Origin of the sequence: Pseudomonas chlororaphis subsp. piscium (genome assembly GCF_003850345.1) — a bacterium.
GTDB classification, from domain to species: domain Bacteria; phylum Pseudomonadota; class Gammaproteobacteria; order Pseudomonadales; family Pseudomonadaceae; genus Aquipseudomonas; species Aquipseudomonas piscium.
In genome coordinates, this window is sequence record NZ_CP027707.1 from 384,532 (window position 1) to 401,763 (window position 17,232).

A 17,232-nucleotide genomic window follows, 5' to 3' on the forward strand; every position below is an offset into this window, starting at 1 on the left:
CCGGTCAGTGCTGGGTCAGTGAGAGAGCCACGCCCTCGGCCGCACAGTCTTCTGCAGGCTTCAGGCCTGCCTTTTGAGCAGCCTTGACCTCTTCCTTCGCCGCCGCGAGGTCCGCCAGGAACGCCGGATTGCCATGCAGGCTCGCCACAGTGGCGGCCCCCATGATGCGGCCAGCATCCACGTCGCTCTGCCAGTGTGCATCGCAGATGACCCGGCTCTGGCCGTATGACAGGCCACGGGTCATCAATTCGGTGGCGCGTGCAGGGTTGATCTCAGCCAGGACCAGGCCCCAGGCCCAGCCCGCGGCGGAGTGGCCGGACGGCCAGGAACCATCCGTGCGCAGCAGTGGCTCCATGTCCTTGCGGCACGTTCCTTCGTTATGCGCCACGAATGGGCGGGTACGGTTGTAGGCATTTTTCCCGGCGTAGGTGGAACCGCCCGCATCCGTCAGGGTGCGCTGCATCAAGGTATAAAGATGCGGTGTATTTTTCTCGGTGATCTGCGTGCCCAGCGCGCAGGAGAATGTTTTCGCCGGGCCCGGGAATGACAGCTCCGCATCCACTGCCGCGAGTTTCTCCCGGCTCGAGCCACGCAGCGCCAGCGCCGCACGCCGTGCTTCTTCATCCCGCGCCAGCGCCGCGGAGTCTGGTTTTGGCGGGGCACCGAGCAGCGCCAGGCGCACTGGCAAGTCGGCCGGGTCAAGATAGCCTGGCGCCAGCTTGAAGTGAGGGTCCGTGACTTTCGTGGCGGCATCGTCGGCAAGCACCAACCCCGACCAAAGCACGCCGGCCAGGGATAGCGTCAGCCCCAACTGTTCATATGCTGTTTTCATCGATTGCTTCCTTGTCTATCCATGTATCGGACGGCGCCGGTACCAGCGGTTTATCAAAACCGGTACAAGGCGTTCAGATAGGCACCTGCACCGACCTTCTCACCTGTCAGCGGGCTGTTGCGGGCGTCGGAGACCAGGGCGTAGGTCTTGATGCCGCCTTCCAGTGCCAGCTGTGGCTGCCATTGCCAGGTGAGGCCCAGCTTCAAGGTCACGTCCCGCATCCCGCCACCGGGGTGGTATTCCTCGAACCGGGTGCGCGCGGCTTGCTGGGCCGTGACGCCGAAGCGGGCCATCATGTCGTTCTCATTGCTCCAGGTGCCGTACAGCGTCGAGTCCAGGGTCAATGTCGAAGACAGTGGGTATGCAGTGGCGACCCCGGCTTCCAGGTACGCCGTACGCCCCAGGCTTTCGCCACCGTAGTTACGGTTCTGGCTCGATTGCAGGCCGCGAACGAACAGGCGGCCGGCCGGCAGGATCCAGTACACTTCCGCCCCGACCAGGGCAGTGCTGTCCAGGTTGCCCATTCCCTTCAAGTAGTCATCACGACCGTCCAGGGTATGAATTCTTTCCTTGCGCCCCTGGTCATAACCGATCAGCAGGGCCACCCCGAAAGGCGCCAGCCCCGGCAAGTCCCAACGCAGCCCATCCGGGAAGGCCGCGGTAAAGGTGCCCCAGTCTTCGGTAGGCAAGATCGCTTTCAGTTTCAGCGAAGGGAACGCGGCGTAATGTGAAGAGCCTTCATACAAAGGGCCAACGGCAACTCCGCCACCTACCATCACGGATGGCGTGCCGTTTGAATCGTCAATGGCTGCGTGTGCAGGCAACGCCAGCGTTAATGCGAGGGCTGCACCTATGATGAACATCACCGGATGTCTGAAAGAATGTGGATTATCTTCGGTTGTCATTGTTTATTTCCTTTGGTGTGAACTCTGTAGTTCAGAGCCATCCCTGGCTTAATAAGCCATATCAAACTTGCTGACCTTTGCGTTTAACTCTACTGAGGTGCCAGCCTATTAATCTGACGAACCAGCGACTATTCGAGTGATTGAACTTATAGAGCGACGGGCTGCGGCTGTGGAAAACTCCATTGGCCATTCAGTATTTCGTTACTTGGCTGATAAAGCCTGACCGTATAGTTCCAGTCGGGCGTAATAGGCAGGCAATTGGCGATCTTTCCGTCGCAACCACCGAATTGAATGACAATCGAACCATCATCACTTTTTTTGGCCGTGAGGTTATTCAACGAATAGGCGTCATATGGGTTTTTCTGAAAGTACCCGTCGGCGTTGTAAACACTTACAGACCAGAAACTGTTGACCGGGACATGTCCAACTTTGAGACGGTAAACGGTTTTCCCATCGTTCTGCGGTATCACACCGCCGAGATAGATTGCGTCCTTGCTCGGGTTTCCGCCCCACCCCGTCGCCGTTCCGATCAGGTGGTGGATCGGATCGACCTTGCCTTTAGGGCCAAAGGACTGGTTGTAGCTGGGAATCGTCGAACCAAGAACCGCCAGGGCATCACGCATCTTTTTCTGGCTCGCCTGATCCCACTTCGGTACTGCAAATTCCCCTGGCTTGGCCTGGCTGACCTTGATTGCGTCCTGCAGCACATGTACCTGCTCAAGGTCTTCCCGATCTGTGGGATCGAAGAACATGCGGACAGCGACAAATATATAGCGTGTGCCGATATCCTCTTTCGTCAGCGTATGGCGTCCGGCACCGTAAACGACGGCGGTTACGTAGTGATCTTCGTTGACCACTTGCATCGACAGGAACCTCTCGCCGGCCTCAGGCAATGTGATCGTGACTGGACCGGCATCGAGATCGAACACCGCTGACGAGTAAAGCGTGTCCCGATTCATTCGGATGACATCCTGAGCGTCGATGGGAACCGGTTCGCGGCTATGGACAAACCGACCAAAGCCTCCACTGCTCACCCTTTTGCCCATGTAGAGGTCGGACTCGGCACGGACAAAATTATCGACACCCACCCGCGTCGCCGTATCAGAGGATGGCTGAGCGTTTGCGCTCGCAAAAGTTGCCAGCGTCAGGGCGACGATACAGGCCGTGGATGAGTAGGACATTTAAACCTCTTGATCTTATAAGAAGTGATTCCATTCACCAGCTTCAGGCTTTTCTTGTGCCTGGATTGCTTGCTGCACCGCTCGCTGGTGTTGGCATTACCTTTTCAGACTCTATAAGAACGTCTTGATGGAAACTTGCCATTTGGTGCCAAAAGGCGAAGCCATTGCGTAGCGCCGTTGGCGGAGCTCGCACAGAAATGGCTGCCGAGATCAGGACGACAAGCCATATCCCGGTAGTTCCAGGCTTCGCGGGTCTCTATTGGAAGGCATAGCCCGGAGTGGGCCAGATGGTCCGGAGGGAGGGGGGAAGTGGTTAGGCGAAGACGCTGTCTTGAATTTTAATAATCATGTTTCAAGGCCGAGCGGTAGCGCGACGGTAAACTCCCAGTCCAGCGTTTGAAGGCTCGAGTAAAGTGCGCTTGATCGCTGTAACCCACCATGTAGGCAATTTCGGTCGCGGTGTATTTACCGCTGGCAATGAGCTGAAGGGCTTCGCTGCGACGCGTCTCGTCGCGTAAATCTTCGAAGTCGATGCCGCAATATTTGAGACGACGCTGTAGCGTTCGAGAAGACAGTCCGATGTTTCTGGAAATAGCAGTAAGTTTGGATTGATCCTGGTCCGATATCTGCTCGATAAGCACGCCTGCCGCTTCCGCTGTCGACCTCAAGGCTTCGGTGACTTTCCAGGCGTCATCCCGAACAGGTTGCAGGGGCGTGCCTAGCAGCTCACGGTCGAATTCGATCATGTTGTACTGCGCGTTCATTTCGAGATTCGGCCCCAGGTATTCTTCAAGCGCCTCGTCTCCTCTTTCCCTTGGGTTTTGCAGATGCACGCGTATGGCGCCAGGCTCACCGGACATGAGAGGGACTTTTCTAAGCAGCGCAAGAGTGCCGAGAATGACTTGCTTCGGATCAGCCCCGTGCTGCCCGGTAAATTGGTGGATCAGTTTCGTCGTACGGCCTTCGGTGACGATTTTTACTTCTCCTCCTTGATGCAGTAAGTCCGTATAGACCGACGCCACCGAACAAGCCTGAGCGAGGTTGGTTGAGTCCAATATCAACTCGCCCCAGGCACCGAGTGAACGGACTTCGATCAGGTGTCCCACACATGCGCCGCCGAAGGGGTCCTGTGCGATAGCTGCCATTTCATTGGCTATATGAAAGCAGGCCGCTCGCGGTACCCAGGCATCAGGGTTTTGAAAAACATGAGGGGAAATGCCATAACGCCGAAAGAACTCCAGCGGCGACACCCCTCGCATGCTCAGATAGGGGGCAATGTGCCGAAGAGTGCTGAGTTTGATGGACGGCGTAGCATTCGTCATAAGCGTTTGCACCTGTTTTTAAAGGCAATGCACGTGAAGACCGTCTTAGCCCGCAGGGAAACACTAGCGCAAAACTTTTGCCAAGGTAGAGGTCGTCGCCGTCGAAAGCTTGTAGGCGCAGTTGGTGGGCTTGGCTGAGCGGCAAGCCGAATTGGAGAGTGGAGCAGTGAGGCGCGACATAAGGGGACTCCCCTTGTATCGAATTGCCTTAGCCCTAAAACGAAAAAACCCGCCAGAAGGCGGGTTTTTCGGGGGTTCCAGAGATTTTGAAAGCCTTCTCTGGAACCTTGTATGGTGCCGGCACCAGGAGTCGAACCCGGGACCTACTGATTACAAGTCAGTTGCTCTACCAACTGAGCTATACCGGCGTGTCAGGGCGACGATTATAGCGATTGGCAAGGTTCTGTAAACCCCTGAAATCTGACTATTTTTGCTTTGTGCCGGGCTCTAGCCGCGGACCAGCACTTTCTTGAGTTTTTCGATGGCGCGCCACGAGCGGCTGTTGCGCAGGGCGTGGAGTTCGGCTTCGGCGCGGTCGGCACGTTGGCGTTCGGCGATCAGGGCCTGTTCCAGGTCGGTGGCGGGGGCGACGAAGCGGTGGCCGGGGTTGAACTGGAATTCGTCGAGGTTGCATGGCGGGATGTCGAAGGCGCCCTTGAGGTTCAGGTGTTCTTCGGCCAGGTAGAAAGTGTTGATGCCATCGAACACCACCGGGTGGTAGCCGGCGCCGGTGACCAGGGTTTCCCAGGTCTGGTCGCGGTTCCACGGAGTCTCGATCAGCAGGATCCACGGCCTCCAGCGGTTGAAGTCCATGCTGCGCAGCACGGTTTCTTCGTGGCCTTCGACGTCGATCTTGAGGAAGTGGATGGGGCCGTCGACATGGGCCTCGCAGATATCGCTCAGGGTGCGCGAACTGACGATCTGGGTCTGCACCGGCATGCCGGCGTCCTTGTGCTGCTGGGCGATGGCGGGGTCGAGGGTGGACAGGCCGGTGTCGGCGATGCCGTAGAAGGTCAGGGCGTCGGCGTTGTCGCCGGCCGCGCATTGCAGGTTGCTGTCCCGGGGGCGCTCCTGGCACAGGGCGTCGTAATAGCTCGGCACCGGTTCGACGTTGATCCCGCTCCAGCCACGGTCGTAGAAGGCGCGGGTCACGGAGTCGGCGGTGGGGTGGTTGGCGCCGACGTCGATGTAGAAGCCTTTTTCGACATGTTTGAGCGCGCGCCACAGGCGGATGTCTTCGAAATTCTGTGCATAAGAAATGAACGTCACTGTCTTTTCCCGTCAGTCACAAAGGTTCTGGCTCGGACGCGCCCGCGAGCGCCTGCGTCTGTATAACAAGCGCCGCCAACCGGCGCAATTTGCTGCCTGCCAGGTGCCGGTTTTCGGCGGTTATGTCCTTTGGTATTAACGCTTATGCACAATCGATAGCGGTTGCACGGCGATTACGGCCGATTTTGTGGATCCGTTCTCAATTCGCCGCAACTGGCTGTTTTTTCGTTGATTTATTTTTATGAACAAAAAATGACCAGCTATGGATTAGGCCTGTAACAGGCACTTTCAGTGGCTTTGGCAGGAATTCATCAACAGAGTTATCCACAGGCTGGGTGGGGTGGTGGATCCAAGTTATCCACGTTCCGCCAGCAGCATCAGGTTGCGTGGAGTGAGCGGTGCCGGGCAGAACAGGCCCAGTTGCACGCGGTAACCCTGCTCCTGCAAAAACAGCCCGCGATCGAGCACCAGCCACAGCTCCAAGGGGCGGCGGAACAGGCCTCGCAGCAGCTCCAGGTTGCGCACCTGGGCCAGGCGCTGCCAGCCGGCGGCTTCCAGCGCTGGCCAGTCCTGCGCACCGACTGTGGATAAGTGCTTGAGGGCGGCCAGGTCGCGGCAGTAGTCGGCGAAGGATTTGTCCAGCCAGCTGGCGGGCAGCGATGGGGTGGGCAGGTAGTCATCGACGCCGCGCAGTTGGCGTTGCAGCAGGTCGAAGGCCAGGCGCCGGGCCATGGAGCTGTCGCGTTGGCGGCGCACCCGGGCGCCGGCGGTGACGGTCTCGCTCAGGGGCAGGCCGAGGTCGTCGAGGGACAGTTGCAGCGCCGAGCCCTTGGCAGGACCAGACAGCGGGTGGTACTGGACATGGCTGATGCGGTTGTAGCAGCAGGGCGCTATGGCCAGTTGGCGACAGCCGCGCGCGCTGGCCAGTTGCATCAGGCGTACATGCAGGTCGCCACAGGCGTGCAGGGCCACCGGGGTGTGTTCGGCGTTCAGGCGGTCAGCGGCGTCGGCGGCGAGTACGTCCTGCTGCAGGTGGCTGACCGGTAGCCGATGGCGTTCGCTCAGTTGCCGGCCGCTGGCGACCAGGGCCGGGTCGTATTCCAGGCAGGTCAGCTGTTGCCCGGGTTGCAGCAGGCGGCGGCCGAGGTGGCCCTTGCCCGAACACCAGTCCAGCCAGTGGCCGGGTTTCTGGGTGAACTCCAGGCAGGCGGAGAAGGCTTCGATTTGCTGCCATTTACGCCCGGGCACATCGACGTTGAGGCGCTGGCGGGCGGCTGGCACCTCGTGCGTCGGCAGCTCGGCCACGGCGCCTAGCGCAGCGGCGGTCCGCGCCAGATCGGGGAAGGGCGCGGGAGCATCGAGCAGCTCGGGGTGGTTATGGCTGGTCTCGGCGTCGTCCAGGCTGCGCTGGCGCAGCCATTGGGCGAGTTCGCGGTGCTGGGCTTCCCAGGGCAGCTGCAGCTCGGTGAAGGGGCGTGGGCGCCAGAGCTGTTGATGGTCGAGCAGGAAGCGGTCCAGGGCCTGGAAGCGGGTGAGGAGTTCGGGGCCTTGGAGGATGGAGGGCATGGCGGGCGGCTCAGAGTGTGGTCGGTAGGAGCGAGGCTTGCCCGCGATGAGAGCGTCGCGGGTTGTCTGGTACACCGCGTTATCGTTTATCGCGGGCAAGCCTCGCTCCTACAGAAGCGGTGCGTTCAGCGGCCTTGGCACTGCTCGACGCGCAGCCAGCGCTCCAGCAGCTTGAAGCCTTGCACCAGCACATAGGACATCAGCAGGTAGAACACCCCGGCGGCGAAGAAGATCTCCACCGGCAGGTAGGTGCGGGCGATGATGGTGCGGGCCATGCCGGTCAGTTCCAGCAGGGTCACGGTACTGGCCAGGGCGCTGGCCTTGAGCATCAGGATCACTTCGTTGCTGTAGGCCGGCAGGCCGATGCGCGCCGCCCGGGGCAGGATGATGTAGAACAGCGCCTTGGGCTTGGACATGCCCAGCGCCCGCGCCGCTTCGATCTCGCCCGGCGGGATGGCCTGGATCGCCCCGCGCAGGATCTCGGCGATATAGGCCGCGGTGTGCAGGGTCATGGTGGCGGTGGCGCACCAGAACGGATCGCGCAGGTACGGCCACATCGCGCTGTTGCGCACCGCGTCGAACTGCGCCAGGCCGTAGTAGACCAGGAACAGCTGCACCAGCAGCGGCGTGCCGCGGAAGAAGAAAATGTAGGCATAGGGCAGGGCGCGCACGTACCACAGGCGCGACGAGCGGGCGATGCCCAGCGGAATGGCCAGCAGCAGGCCGGCGATGACCGCGATGGCCACCAGCTCCAGGGTCAGCGTGGCGCCCTGGGCCAGCTTGGGCAGCCACTTGATGATCACTTCCCAGTTCATTGGGCGCTCCTCGCGAAGCCGCGTGCGGCGCGTTTTTCCAGGAAGTGCATGCCGGTCATGGCCAGCACGGTCAGGCCCAGGTACATGAAGGCCGCCACCATATAGAAGGTGAAGGGTTGCTTGGACACGGTCACGGCGATCTGCGAGTGCCGCATGATTTCTTCCAGGCCGATCACCGATACCAGCGCGGTGTCCTTCATCAGGATCATGAACAGGTTGCCCAGGCCCGGCAGGGCGATGCGCCACATCTGCGGCATGATCAGCTTGGTGAAGATCCGCCATTTCGACAGGCCCAGGGCCACGCCGGCCTCACGATGGCCCTTGGGGATGGCGAGGATCGCGCCACGGAACACTTCGGTGGCGTAGGCGCCGAAGCACAGGCCGAGGGCGATGACCCCGGCGGCGAAGGCGTTGAGTTCCAGCTCCGGGTTGCCGAAGAACTCACCCAGGGCGCGCATCAGGTTGACGGTGCCGAAGTAGATCAGCAGCACCCAGAGCAGCTCGGGAACGCCGCGCACCAGGGTCGAATAGGTGCCGCCAAGCCATTGCAGCGGCTTGTACGGGGAAGTCTTGGCCAAGGCGCCGAGCAGGCCGAGCACCAGCCCCAGGCTCAGCGCGGAAAGAGCCAGCTTGACGGTCATCAGCGCGCCAGCGGCGAGCGCCGGGCCGAATCCGTAGAGATCGATATTCATGGATGGTTATTCAAGTCGCGGCAGGCTTTGCTAAGGACCGGCGCCCTCGGGGAGGGCGCCGGGCAGGCCAGTCAGTATCAGTAGATGCTGAACGGGAAGTACTTGTCGTTGATCTTCTTGTAGGTGCCGTCAGCCACGATTTCTTTCAGGGCGGCGTTGAGCTTCTCGCGGATCGGATCGTTCTTGCGCACAGCGATGCCGATCTTGTCGCTTTCTTCAACCGGGTCGCCCTTGAACTCGTAAGGCTTGCCCGCTTCGCTTTTCAGCCACTCGTAGTTGACGTACTTGTCGGCCAAGATCGCGTCCAGGCGGCCGGAAGTCAGGTCGAGGAAGGCGTTTTCCTGGGTGTCGTAGAGCTTGATGGTGATGTCGTCGCCCAGGTTGTCTTCCAGCCAGGTACCGGCCAGGGTGGCGCGCTGCGCACCGATGATCTTGCCCTTCAGGGAAGCCTTGTCGGTCTTGAAATCGGCCTTGTCTTTAGGGGCGATGAACTGCAGCTTGTTGGAGTAGTACGGGTCGGTGAAGTCCACCGCCTGCTTGCGCTCGTCGGTGATCGACATCGAGGAGATCAGGAAGTCGAACTTCTTGGCGTTCAGGGCCGGGATGATGCCGTCCCAGTCGGAAGTGACCACGTCGCACTCGACTTTCATCTTGGCGCACAGGGCGTCGCCGATGTCTTTGTCGAAGCCGACGACCTGGCCGCTGGCATCCTTGTTGTTGAACGGCGGGTAGGCCGCTTCGATGCCCATCTTCAGTTTGTCGGCGGCCATCGCATTGGCCGAGAACACCAGAGTGGCGGCAGCGGCCAGGAGGAATTTCTTATAGCTCTGCATGCGTGTTGCTCCGTTAGCGGTTGCTGGACATGAATTGTTTGCAGCGTGCCGAAAGCGGGTTCTCGAACACCTGCTGTGGCGATCCTTGCTCTTCCACCAGGCCCTGGTGCAGGAACACCACTTCGCTGGAGACCTGACGGGCAAAGCTCATTTCGTGGGTGACCAGCAGCATGGTCCGGCCTTCTTCGGCCAGGGCGCGGATCACGTTGAGCACTTCCTGGACCATTTCCGGGTCCAGTGCCGAGGTCGGCTCGTCGAACAGGATGACTTTGGGCTGCATCGCCAGGGTGCGGGCGATGGCGGCGCGTTGCTGCTGGCCGCCGGAGAGCTGGGCCGGGTAGGCGTGGCGCTTGTCGGCGATGCCGACCTTGGCCAGCAGCGCTTCGGCCACTTCGATGGCTTCGGCCTTGCTCTGGCCGAGCACCCGGCGCGGGGCCTCGATGATGTTGTCGAGCACGCTCATGTGCGGCCAGAGGTTGAAGTTCTGGAACACGAAGCCGATTTCGCTGCGCAGGCGGTTGATCTGCTTGCCGTCGGCGGCGACCAGTTCACCGTTCTTGGCGGACTTGAGCTTGAGTTCTTCGCCGGCCACCAGGATCTGGCCCTGGTGCGGATTTTCCAGGAGGTTGATGCAACGCAGGAAGGTGGACTTGCCGGAACCGGAGGAACCCAGGATCGAGATCACATCGCCGTCGCGTGCGGTCAGCGAGACACCCTTGAGTACCTCCAGCGAGCCGTAGCGTTTGTGCAAGTTGCGGATTTCAAGCGCGGGCGTGGCCTCAGCCATGTGCGGTCCTCATGAGTTCATTACGCTCCTGCTGGTAGCGGCTTTCCTGGCGAGGCGCCAACCTAGCATAGCGTTCGAATGACAGCCAACAGCGCTTCAGGGTGTAAGCAGACGGCGTGTGACAGGTTGTCGCATCGACACAGCAGACTGTCGCCCCATCAACAACCGAACGCCCGTTTGAACCCTGTTCCCAGCGGGTGTCGCGTAAAAAAAGGCGCGATGGTGCCAGCTTTGGCCGGGTGTTGGAAGGGTAAAACGGCCAAAGGTTGCGTATCCGCCCTCTATTTGTGCGTCGCACACTTTTTGTGTGTGTTTCTGGTGCGCTGGTTCGTTCTACAAATGGGTGGTGCGGTAACGTTCTGGCGCAAGGCCATTAATCTCAAGGACTTGCGATCATCCGTCGGTCGCCTTCGCAGGCCGCGCCGGCTGGGAGCCTGTAACATTTTGGCGCAAATCTTGCGTAAGAAATAAAGAACGCCCTGTTGGATTCTTTTTACGACTGCCCGTGTGAAAGGAAAAGCCAGACCGGGTGGACGCTTTCGCTTTCTTCGCAAAGGTAGTTTCAATGAGCAGTACGCAGACCTCCAATGACCTCGAACAGGGGCTCAAACCGCGGCATGTCACCATGCTGTCGATCGCCGGGGTAATCGGCGCCGGGCTGTTCGTCGGTTCCGGCCACGCCATCGCCGAAGCCGGCCCTGCGGTGCTGCTGGCTTATGCGGCCGCGGGCACCCTGGTGGTGCTGGTGATGCGCATGCTGGCCGAAATGGCCGTCGCCTCGCCGGACACGGGTTCTTTCTCGACCTATGCCGACCGCGCCATCGGCCACTGGGCCGGTTTCACCATCGGCTGGCTGTACTGGTGGTTCTGGGTGCTGGTGATTCCGCTGGAGGCCAACGCCGCCGCGACCATCCTGCATGCCTGGTTCCCCGACATCGCGATCTGGGCGTTCACCCTGGTGATCACCTTGCTGCTGACCGCGACCAACCTGTTCAGCGTGAAGAACTACGGTGAGTTCGAGTTCTGGTTCGCCCTGATCAAGGTCGTAGCGATCATCGGCTTCGTGGTGCTCGGCCTGCTGGCGATCTTCGGCCTGCTGCCGACCAGCAATGTCAGCGGTGTGTCGCACCTGTTCGATACCCAGGGCTTTTTGCCCAACGGCATGGGCGCGGTACTCGCCGCCATGCTGACCACCATGTTCTCGTTCATGGGCACCGAGATCGTCACCATCGCCGCCGCCGAATCGAAGAACCCGGGCCAGCAGATCAGCAAGGCCACCAACTCGGTGATCTGGCGGATCGGCCTGTTCTACCTGGTGTCGATTTTTATTGTCGTGTCGCTGGTGCCATGGAATGACCCGAGCCTGGCCCAGGTTGGTTCCTACCAGACCGTGCTCGACCGCATGGGCATCCCCAACGCCAAGCTGATCGTCGACCTGGTGGTGCTGGTGGCGGTGACCAGCTGCCTGAACTCGGCGCTCTACACTGCCTCGCGCATGCTGTTCTCCCTGGGCAAGCGTGGCGACGCCCCGGCCGCGGCCAAGCGCACCAACAGCAGCGGCACGCCTTACTGGGCGGTGATCCTGTCCACCGCAGCCGCCTTCCTCGCGGTATTCGCCAACTACGTGGCGCCAGCCGCGGTGTTCGAGTTCCTGCTGGCCAGCTCCGGCGCCATCGCCTTGCTGGTGTACCTGGTGATCGCGGTGTCGCAGTTGCGCATGCGCCAGAAGCGCACCGCAGCCGGCGAGAAGATCGCCTTCCGCATGTGGCTGTTCCCGGGCCTGACCTACGCGGTGATTGTGTTCATCGTCGGGGTGCTGACCATCATGCTGTTCCAGGAAGGGCACCGCATGGAGATCATCGCCACCGGCCTGCTGAGCATCACTGTGATCGCGGCGGGCCTGCTGGTGGCCCGTCGGCGCAAGCTGGAGAAGCAGGCGGCCGGTGTATTGAGCCGCGCCTGAATCTTTCCCGCTAAGCAAAAAGGCCGCTGTCAGCGATGACAGCGGTCTTTTTTGTGGTCTGTACCGACGCTTTCGCGGGCAAGCCTCGCTCCTACGGACCACCTTCATCTGTAGGAGCGAGGCTTGCCCGCGATGACGATTGAATATTCAACACAGCAGTGAGAGCCATGCATGACGTGCTGTAGCTGCTGCCGAAGGCTGCGAAGCGGCCGTCTGCAGTACCGGTTTGCCGGGGTTGCAGCCGGTGCCCAAGCCGATCGCAGGCTGCGCCAGCGGCTACAGATAGTGTTGAGCCTTATTTCTGCATCAGCGCTTCCGAAGCGGCCAGGTAAGCGGCCTGGAACTCGGGGCTTTCGATCCAGGCCAGGGCGCCGGCCTCGTCGGTTTCGGTGGACCACTGGCGGTACTCGATCAGGGCGGCGAGGATGAAGTCCATGGCGCCTTCCTCGCCTTCCTGCTCGTAGACGATCTCCAGCAGCGGGTCTTCCAGGAATGCAGCGCACATTGCCTGCTGGCTGGTCTTCTCGGCGTCGATCATTTTCTTGAACAGTTCGGTCAGGTCCACCGATTCGAAGTCGATGCGGTCGTCGTTCGGGTCCAGTTCCACCGGCGCGGCGTTGCGCTGGGTGCGGTTCTGCTTGGCCTTGGTTTTCGCCCGCTGGGCTCTTTTGTGTTGCTTGTTCGCAGATGCCATGGGCGTCGTACCTTTTGCGCAAATAGGAGGGCCAGGCATCGATACCGCGTCCGGCCTGGCTTTAAGGCGGCAGAGGATGCCAGTAAATGCGCTGTCTGGCACGCTCAATGGCTACCGCTGATCAGGCGCCCCGGCGCATCCGTGGGCAGCGTCGCGTGTTGCAGCCAGGCCAGGGCGATCGGCCACAGGCGGTCCTGGTAATGGCTGCGGAAAAACGCGAAGTGCCCGACTTGCTGCTCGCCGATGTCCCCGGGCTCGATGCGCCAATGGCTGCGCTGGCTGGAGGTGAAGTAGCCCAGCAGGCGCTCGATGGCCGGCACGGTGCCGTAAGGGTCGTCGCTGATGCTGATGGCCAGCAGCTGCGCCTTGACCCGGGCGAAGGGCAGCGCCGGATCCCGGCGCGCCAGGTGGCGCCCGCTGGGCCGCCGTTGATAGTGCGCGGTGGGCGTGGCCCAGTCGCGCACCACGCCGGCGGGGGTGTCCTCCAGCCAGCCCAGGCGCTTGCCGGGGAAGTAGCCGTAAATCGCCGTCAGCAGCGGCATCACCACATGCCATTTGCCCAGCATGCGCCAGCGGCTCGCCGGGGCGTAGTCGCGCCAGTAGGCGAACTGCGCGCCCACGGTCACCACGCGACGGATCAACTGCCCGGATGCGCCCAGCCCCGCTGCGCAGCCGCCGAAGCTGTGCCCGACCACATCGATGGGTTGGCCGGGGAATTCCCGCTGCGCGCGTTGCAGCATGGCTTCGAAGTCCAGTGTGCCCCAGTCCGACCAGGACGCTTTCAGCTTGCGCATCGAGGCCGGTCGCGACTCGCCGATGCCACGGTAGTCGTAGGTGATGACGTCGAAGCCATGGCCGAACAGGTAGTCGGCGAACCGCAAATAGTGCCGGCAGCGCACCGAAGTGGCGGCATTGATGATCACCACTGGGCGCGCGGGGTCCGGTTCGGCATGACGCCAGGTGAAGCCGCCCAGCATGAAGCCGTCGGCGGCGGGCTCGCGGAAAGCCGTGCCGGGGCTGCTGGTTGCGGTGCTGGCCGGGTGCAGGGGCGAGGGCGGGGATTGCACGGTCATCGGCGCGTATTCCTTTGCGGGCGAAAAGGCGTGTCGGCTCTTTTTGGGTGCAAGCATTAATAACCGCCTTGTCCGCGCCGTGGCAACCGTCGGGATAGGCGCTGTGGCTAGGTACTTTTGGTTAAAAGCATCACACCGAATCGATCTAAACGGCCTGGCATCGGGGCGTACACTGAATATCAGGGCCTGGGAGCGATCACGGATGCATGACGCTCACGGGCTGTTCATTCGAGCATCGCTTGCCTGAGGCGTGGCTTGGTCATTCGAGAGGAAAGGGGAGGCCCGGACGCTGCCGCGCTGGGGCTGGAGACTTGAAGGTGGCGTCCCATTCAGTGGTTCGAGACGAACCCGGGAGTGCTCATCATGAAGTCCTTTTTTTCGTGTGTCGTAACAGGCGTTCTCGCGGCATTCCTGTCGCTCGCGCCGTTCAGCGTGCAGTCCGCCACCCCCAGCAGCGAGCCCATCGATCCGGCGGGCGTGCAACTGCAGCCGCAACAGCAAAACGGCATCGCCTACGTCGCAGGCGGTATTGGCCTGGACGAATCGCGGGCCCTTATGCAGACCAAGGGGTACAACCTGCACATGACCTTTTCCGTCGGCCCGGGAAACCTGTACACCTCGGATGTCGACGTGGCGATCCAGAACCCTCAAGGGCAATCGGTCCTGACCCTGAATCAGGTGGGCCCGATTGTCTTTGTGCAACTGCCGGCCGGCAAGTACCAGGTTGTCGCCACCCGTGGCGGGCGTACCGAGCGCAACACGGTGGATATGAAGGTAGCGGGCATTCGCGACCTCAACCTGCATTGGAATGAAGGTTATTGAGCGAGGAGGAAGGGCGCAGACAAGTGCCAGTTAATCGCAGGCAATAAAAAACCCCTGAATCTTGCGATTCAGGGGTTTCGGTATTAGTGGTGCCCAGAGACGGAATCGAACAATTAGTTGTTACTTACGGAATGGGAAGCCCGCGTTACCACACTAATGTTGCTTCTAGCTATTGAGGCAGGTTGCCGATCAGCTCATGTATTGTTGTAAATAATCAGGTGCCATTCCTTTGGTTTTCGTCAGGTCAGGCCTGTCGAGGCCGCGTACAAGGAAGTATTTGAGGTACATCGGCTCCTTGGGCATCTGGCCAATCATGTAACTATCGTTGAGGTAAAGCTCCAGCAAGTCTTCGACGTCGGGATTCAAGGCTGGTGGGTTTGGATTGAACCATTCGCTCAGCAGAGCTTTTTCAGCTTCCGTGGACAGTCCGTTTTTTATTCTTCTGGCTTCCGCATCGACCGCCTCCAGCCATCCCAACTCATTACGAAGCGCAGTCTTGTGGCTGCGAACCTGTTTCAGTGCATGGTCACGTTTTTTCGCCTGAGCTTCACTTTCGCTACCCAGCCCCAGCATTTTTTTCAATGAACCATTCTCGCCAAAGATCGGCCGTTCCAAGCGATCTTCCTCGTCACTGTAGGCGCGATATTGTCCACTATAGAGTTGCCACAAGCTGCGAAGACGACGGATATACATGCAGCGGTGTGCCAGGAAGGACTCGGCGGAAACCTGATTGTGTCCTACCTTGGCCATATAACGTTTGGAGGATTCGATTGCGCTGATGCCATTGACATGATCACTGAGTTCAAAGAGTTGTGAGATTTTCACCCCCATGTCCGGCAACTTCTCAAACTCAGGGAAGGGCACTCCTGCTCGATACGCGGCTCGATACATGTCTTGCAGGGTCGCTTTGTGCAACTCCAGGCTGTAAGGAACATCTGCTTTTTTTAGGCCTCCTCCGACGTCGTAACTCGTGCCTGGCACCAGTCGCTCTTCCCATCGCGGAGTGAGAGAGCCTGTGCCGATGAGACGAGAGCGGCGGGTACTACGACATTCGTGAGCTGCGACCAAATGCAGGGCTGCTTTGACTGGGCCTGGAAGGCATTCACCGTCGTCCACCTTACTGGTCAACGGGGAAATGAAATCCCCAATGATCGAGCTTTCACTGCTTCGGTCTACAGCGTCGAACAAGCCTGCGAAGACGATCTCAAGATTCTTACCCTTGAAGCGAGTTGTCCCCGGATCGCAGTCTTCAAAGAGTTTGTGGGCAAAAGCTCTGGCCAGTGTGGCTCCAAAATCAAAACCGAATACAGAAACAGCAACGCGTTTGATAGGGGCCTTGCTTTGTGCCTCCGCCTTGGTGATTGCATCTTCAAAGGCTTTAGATGCAGCCTCAAGACGTGTCGCTACCCCAGTCTTGAATAAGTCAGCGACTGTTTCGTTATCGCGGATGGCAGGGAAGATTTCGATGGCGGCAGGGGCTGCGGCTTTGATTACGGTTGATATGATATTTCCCGGCTTGAGATTGTTAAGCAGGTTTTTCCACCAATTTTTACCTGTCAGAATGTCCTTGCCGGCATCTACTGCGGCATCTGTGGCACTGCCTTTGGGGACGTCGGTCACGTTGTCCTTGGCCTTATTCAGGGCTCCCATAAGCCCTGCTCCCATCGGTCCTGCACCTCCTCCTGAAGAAGCATAAAAAGGTGCGCCTATTCCAGAAATATAAAACTTCTCAAATTGATTTAACGGATCGGCTGGTGGGGTTGTTCTGTCGTAAGGGTGTGCTAGAAATAACCTGGCTATATTGCTTAGTTGCTCACTTGCCAGATCTTCCTCTAGGTTTCGTCCAAATCCATCAAAGAAGAATCCTATTTTAAACGCTGCTTCACAGGGCAATATTGCAGTTTTTTGTTCCGTGGTTTTACTGCCGCTACGAACACTAATAGCCTGTGCCTGTTCAAAATTCCTTGGCGCGCTCATTCTTGAACTCTTTATTCGCTACGCTCTAGTGTCTCGGGGCGGGGTGAAAATGGACTAAATAGGTCAGGGCTCCAGCCGAGACGCACTTTGTTTCCTTGGTCAAAGCGGACATGCAGGTAACGGTCGTTTTTATTTTGTTTTGGCATGGGTATTACAACTTCATGGCGCTCATCTTTTGCTCCTTGCTGTTGCTGTTCTCTTGTCATATCAAGCACCCACACTACCTTGGCAGTATCACCTTCAAAGCGCCAACAACAGGTGATACCACCATTCCCCCCCCAGTGGTCGTTGACCCAATAGCTAAAGAGGGGGCGATCCATATAGTTTTCGGAAGTCAGCATAGCTGCGGGCATACGCTGGAGCGTATATAAATAAAAGCCTAGAAAAGGCAACGCTAACATTAAAAAAATAATGGCCAGTTTTTTGCGTCTTTGGTAGCGCTGGTCATGATTGTTAAAATGGTTTTTCATTTGATGTTCGTCCCCGGGAATACATGTGGCG

At 59.6% G+C, this 17,232-nt stretch carries 16 protein-coding genes and 1 tRNA gene; 2 read left to right on the forward strand and 15 right to left on the reverse strand.

The window, feature by feature from the left end; genetic code table 11:
- Window positions 1-4: 4 nt before the first annotated feature.
- From C4K38_RS01725 to C4K38_RS01775, 11 genes are all read right to left on the reverse strand, one after another.
- Window positions 5-832, reverse strand: a complete 828-nt coding sequence (locus C4K38_RS01725; protein WP_053277036.1) for an acid phosphatase — start codon at window positions 830-832, stop codon at window positions 5-7.
- A gap of 53 nt (window positions 833-885) precedes the next feature.
- Window positions 886-1,737, reverse strand: a complete 852-nt coding sequence (locus tag C4K38_RS01730) for a MipA/OmpV family protein (RefSeq protein WP_053277037.1) — start codon at window positions 1,735-1,737, stop codon at window positions 886-888.
- 146 nt (window positions 1,738-1,883) lie between these two features.
- Window positions 1,884-2,918, reverse strand: coding sequence for a DUF1254 domain-containing protein (locus C4K38_RS01735; protein WP_053277038.1), 1,035 nt, complete (start codon window positions 2,916-2,918; stop codon window positions 1,884-1,886).
- Between the two features lie 338 nt (window positions 2,919-3,256).
- Window positions 3,257-4,240 carry an AraC family transcriptional regulator gene (locus tag C4K38_RS01740; protein ID WP_053277039.1) on the reverse strand — a complete coding sequence of 328 codons (984 nt, stop codon included), beginning with the start codon at window positions 4,238-4,240 and terminating at the stop codon, window positions 3,257-3,259.
- A gap of 292 nt (window positions 4,241-4,532) precedes the next feature.
- Window positions 4,533-4,608, reverse strand: a tRNA-Thr gene (locus C4K38_RS01745).
- Between the two features lie 79 nt (window positions 4,609-4,687).
- Window positions 4,688-5,509 carry an FkbM family methyltransferase gene (locus C4K38_RS01750; RefSeq protein WP_053277040.1) on the reverse strand — a complete coding sequence of 274 codons (822 nt, stop codon included), beginning with the start codon at window positions 5,507-5,509 and terminating at the stop codon, window positions 4,688-4,690.
- 354 nt (window positions 5,510-5,863) lie between these two features.
- Window positions 5,864-7,075: a methyltransferase gene (locus C4K38_RS01755; RefSeq protein ID WP_053277041.1), complete on the reverse strand. Its 1,212-nt coding sequence runs from the start codon at window positions 7,073-7,075 to the stop codon at window positions 5,864-5,866.
- A gap of 125 nt (window positions 7,076-7,200) precedes the next feature.
- Complete coding sequence (locus C4K38_RS01760; protein ID WP_007922607.1) at window positions 7,201-7,890, reverse strand: ABC transporter permease; 690 nt, start codon at window positions 7,888-7,890, stop codon at window positions 7,201-7,203.
- On the reverse strand, window positions 7,887-8,582 hold the full coding sequence (locus C4K38_RS01765) for an ABC transporter permease (protein ID WP_025808295.1): 696 nt from the start codon (window positions 8,580-8,582) through the stop codon (window positions 7,887-7,889). The genes C4K38_RS01760 and C4K38_RS01765 overlap by 4 nt, the downstream gene beginning before the upstream one ends.
- 77 nt (window positions 8,583-8,659) lie before the next feature.
- Window positions 8,660-9,415: an ABC transporter substrate-binding protein gene (locus tag C4K38_RS01770; protein ID WP_053277042.1), complete on the reverse strand. Its 756-nt coding sequence runs from the start codon at window positions 9,413-9,415 to the stop codon at window positions 8,660-8,662.
- Between the two features lie 13 nt (window positions 9,416-9,428).
- A complete protein-coding gene (locus C4K38_RS01775; RefSeq protein WP_053277043.1) occupies window positions 9,429-10,202 on the reverse strand; it encodes an ABC transporter ATP-binding protein in 774 nt (257 codons plus the stop codon).
- 565 nt (window positions 10,203-10,767) lie between these two features.
- Here C4K38_RS01775 and gabP point away from each other — a divergent pair.
- Window positions 10,768-12,165, forward strand: coding sequence for a GABA permease (gene gabP, locus C4K38_RS01780; protein ID WP_053277044.1), 1,398 nt, complete (start codon window positions 10,768-10,770; stop codon window positions 12,163-12,165).
- Window positions 12,166-12,460: 295 nt separating this feature from the next.
- On the opposite strand, the gene C4K38_RS01785 is transcribed toward gabP, so the two are convergent.
- Window positions 12,461-12,859, reverse strand: a complete 399-nt coding sequence (locus C4K38_RS01785) for a hypothetical protein (protein WP_009046516.1) — start codon at window positions 12,857-12,859, stop codon at window positions 12,461-12,463.
- A 104-nt stretch (window positions 12,860-12,963) separates the two neighbouring features.
- On the reverse strand, window positions 12,964-13,932 hold the full coding sequence (locus C4K38_RS01790) for an alpha/beta hydrolase family protein (RefSeq protein WP_053277045.1): 969 nt from the start codon (window positions 13,930-13,932) through the stop codon (window positions 12,964-12,966).
- 363 nt (window positions 13,933-14,295) lie between these two features.
- Here C4K38_RS01790 and C4K38_RS01795 point away from each other — a divergent pair, with 363 nt between their 5' ends.
- A complete protein-coding gene (locus C4K38_RS01795) occupies window positions 14,296-14,754 on the forward strand; it encodes a hypothetical protein (RefSeq protein WP_053277046.1) in 459 nt (152 codons plus the stop codon).
- 189 nt (window positions 14,755-14,943) lie between these two features.
- On the opposite strand, the gene C4K38_RS01800 is transcribed toward C4K38_RS01795, so the two are convergent.
- On the reverse strand, window positions 14,944-16,731 hold the full coding sequence (locus C4K38_RS01800; protein ID WP_081001412.1) for a phospholipase effector Tle1 domain-containing protein: 1,788 nt from the start codon (window positions 16,729-16,731) through the stop codon (window positions 14,944-14,946).
- Window positions 16,732-16,742: 11 nt separating this feature from the next.
- Complete coding sequence (locus C4K38_RS01805) at window positions 16,743-17,201, reverse strand: DUF3304 domain-containing protein (RefSeq protein ID WP_081001413.1); 459 nt, start codon at window positions 17,199-17,201, stop codon at window positions 16,743-16,745.
- Window positions 17,202-17,232 lie beyond the last annotated feature (31 nt).

What these genes read in the sequence shown, in the direction of transcription:
- C4K38_RS01725 (WP_053277036.1), bottom strand. Translation starts at nt 832, where the DNA reads ATGAAAACAGCATATGAACAGTTGGGGCTGACGCTATCCCTGGCCGGC.
- C4K38_RS01730 (WP_053277037.1), bottom strand. Translation starts at nt 1,737, where the DNA reads ATGACAACCGAAGATAATCCACATTCTTTCAGACATCCGGTGATGTTC.
- C4K38_RS01735 (WP_053277038.1), bottom strand. Translation starts at nt 2,918, where the DNA reads ATGTCCTACTCATCCACGGCCTGTATCGTCGCCCTGACGCTGGCAACT.
- C4K38_RS01740 (WP_053277039.1), bottom strand. Translation starts at nt 4,240, where the DNA reads ATGACGAATGCTACGCCGTCCATCAAACTCAGCACTCTTCGGCACATT.
- C4K38_RS01755 (WP_053277041.1), bottom strand. Translation starts at nt 7,075, where the DNA reads ATGCCCTCCATCCTCCAAGGCCCCGAACTCCTCACCCGCTTCCAGGCC.
- C4K38_RS01760 (WP_007922607.1), bottom strand. Translation starts at nt 7,890, where the DNA reads ATGAACTGGGAAGTGATCATCAAGTGGCTGCCCAAGCTGGCCCAGGGC.
- C4K38_RS01765 (WP_025808295.1), bottom strand. Translation starts at nt 8,582, where the DNA reads ATGAATATCGATCTCTACGGATTCGGCCCGGCGCTCGCCGCTGGCGCG.
- C4K38_RS01770 (WP_053277042.1), bottom strand. Translation starts at nt 9,415, where the DNA reads ATGCAGAGCTATAAGAAATTCCTCCTGGCCGCTGCCGCCACTCTGGTG.
- C4K38_RS01775 (WP_053277043.1), bottom strand. Translation starts at nt 10,202, where the DNA reads ATGGCTGAGGCCACGCCCGCGCTTGAAATCCGCAACTTGCACAAACGC.
- gabP (WP_053277044.1), top strand. Translation starts at nt 10,768, where the DNA reads ATGAGCAGTACGCAGACCTCCAATGACCTCGAACAGGGGCTCAAACCG.
- C4K38_RS01785 (WP_009046516.1), bottom strand. Translation starts at nt 12,859, where the DNA reads ATGGCATCTGCGAACAAGCAACACAAAAGAGCCCAGCGGGCGAAAACC.
- C4K38_RS01790 (WP_053277045.1), bottom strand. Translation starts at nt 13,932, where the DNA reads ATGACCGTGCAATCCCCGCCCTCGCCCCTGCACCCGGCCAGCACCGCA.
- C4K38_RS01795 (WP_053277046.1), top strand. Translation starts at nt 14,296, where the DNA reads ATGAAGTCCTTTTTTTCGTGTGTCGTAACAGGCGTTCTCGCGGCATTC.
- C4K38_RS01800 (WP_081001412.1), bottom strand. Translation starts at nt 16,731, where the DNA reads ATGAGCGCGCCAAGGAATTTTGAACAGGCACAGGCTATTAGTGTTCGT.
- C4K38_RS01805 (WP_081001413.1), bottom strand. Translation starts at nt 17,201, where the DNA reads ATGAAAAACCATTTTAACAATCATGACCAGCGCTACCAAAGACGCAAA.